This window comes from Herbaspirillum sp. GCM10030257, assembly GCF_042666555.1.
Classification (GTDB): Bacteria; Pseudomonadota; Gammaproteobacteria; order Burkholderiales; family Burkholderiaceae_D; genus Noviherbaspirillum.
Genome location: NZ_JBHTDH010000118.1, coordinates 1 through 1,060 on the forward strand (window position 1 = coordinate 1; position 1,060 = coordinate 1,060).

Genomic DNA, 1,060 nt, shown 5'->3' on the forward strand with positions numbered 1-1,060 from the left:
TAGAGCATTTTCACGTTGACTAGCCATAGCCGGCGTGTCGGATATACCGCTCACACTCATCTGGAGCGAAGTCGTCCATTAATTCCCCAATGATCGACCAGAGCTCCTCGATGGTGCGTTTGGCCGCTTGTCGGAGATAAGTCTTCATCTTGGAGAAGACCTGTTCAATGGGATTGAGGTCCGGACTGTACGGCGGCAAGAAGCGCAATTGCGCCCCAGCCGCAGTCATCGCCTCTTCGATGCCGGCCACCTTGTGTGAACCCAGATTGTCCAGCACCACGATGTCGCCCGGTTGCAGCACCGGCACCAGCACTTGTTCGACCCAGGTGCGGAACGTCTGGCCATTGATGGGACCATCGATGACCCAGGGCGCCACCAAGCCCTCACATCGTAAGGCGCACACCACCGTCGTCGTTTTCCAATGCCCATAAGGAGCATGCCCAAGACAGCGCGTGCCAATCGGTGAGCGTCCTCGGGTCGGCGTCATCTTGGTACTGGCCCAGGTTTCATCCAGAAAGACCAGGCGCTCAACTTCCAACTCAGGCTGTTGGGCCTGCCAGGCTTGTCGAGCCAGAGCTACATCCGGGCGCGTTTGCTCGCTGGCATGGAGTGACTTTTTTTCAGACGCACGCCCAACCGATCCAGCGTCTTCCAGAGGGTGGAAACACCGACCCGCACGCCATGCTCAGCTTCGAGCCAGTCGCACAGCTGCGTGAGGGTCAGGTCGTTGACGGCAGCGACCTTGTCGATCAGCGCTTGTTCGAACCCGGTTAGTTTGAGTAGCCGATGACTGCACTGGACGCCTGGCGTATCTTCCCCAAGGTGCCGTCGCCGCGAACGCGCTCGCGCCACATAGGAATGACTCACGCCAAAGCGCGCAGCGACTTCTCGGATACTGCCTTCGGCACGCAGGACACGATCGCGTAAATCTTGCCCGTAGGCTTGACCAAGATGCCATGCCATAACAACCTCCGCTTCACCATGAGTGCCAATCTGACCACTTGATCCTGCTGTAAGTTCAGCTCCTTTAATGGCGCAACTCAACATGAAAATGCTCTAG

1 protein-coding gene is annotated in these 1,060 nt (G+C 57.8%); it reads right to left on the bottom strand.

What is annotated here, in order from left to right:
* Positions 1-19 precede the first annotated feature (19 nt).
* Positions 20-963, bottom strand: a protein-coding gene (locus ACFQUU_RS29330; protein ID WP_382252170.1) for an IS630 family transposase whose coding sequence is annotated in 2 segments (ribosomal slippage) — positions 20-619 and positions 622-963 — 942 coding nt in all. Because the reading frame shifts where the segments join, the coding sequence is not laid out codon by codon here.
* Between the last annotated feature and the right edge of the window lie 97 nt (positions 964-1,060).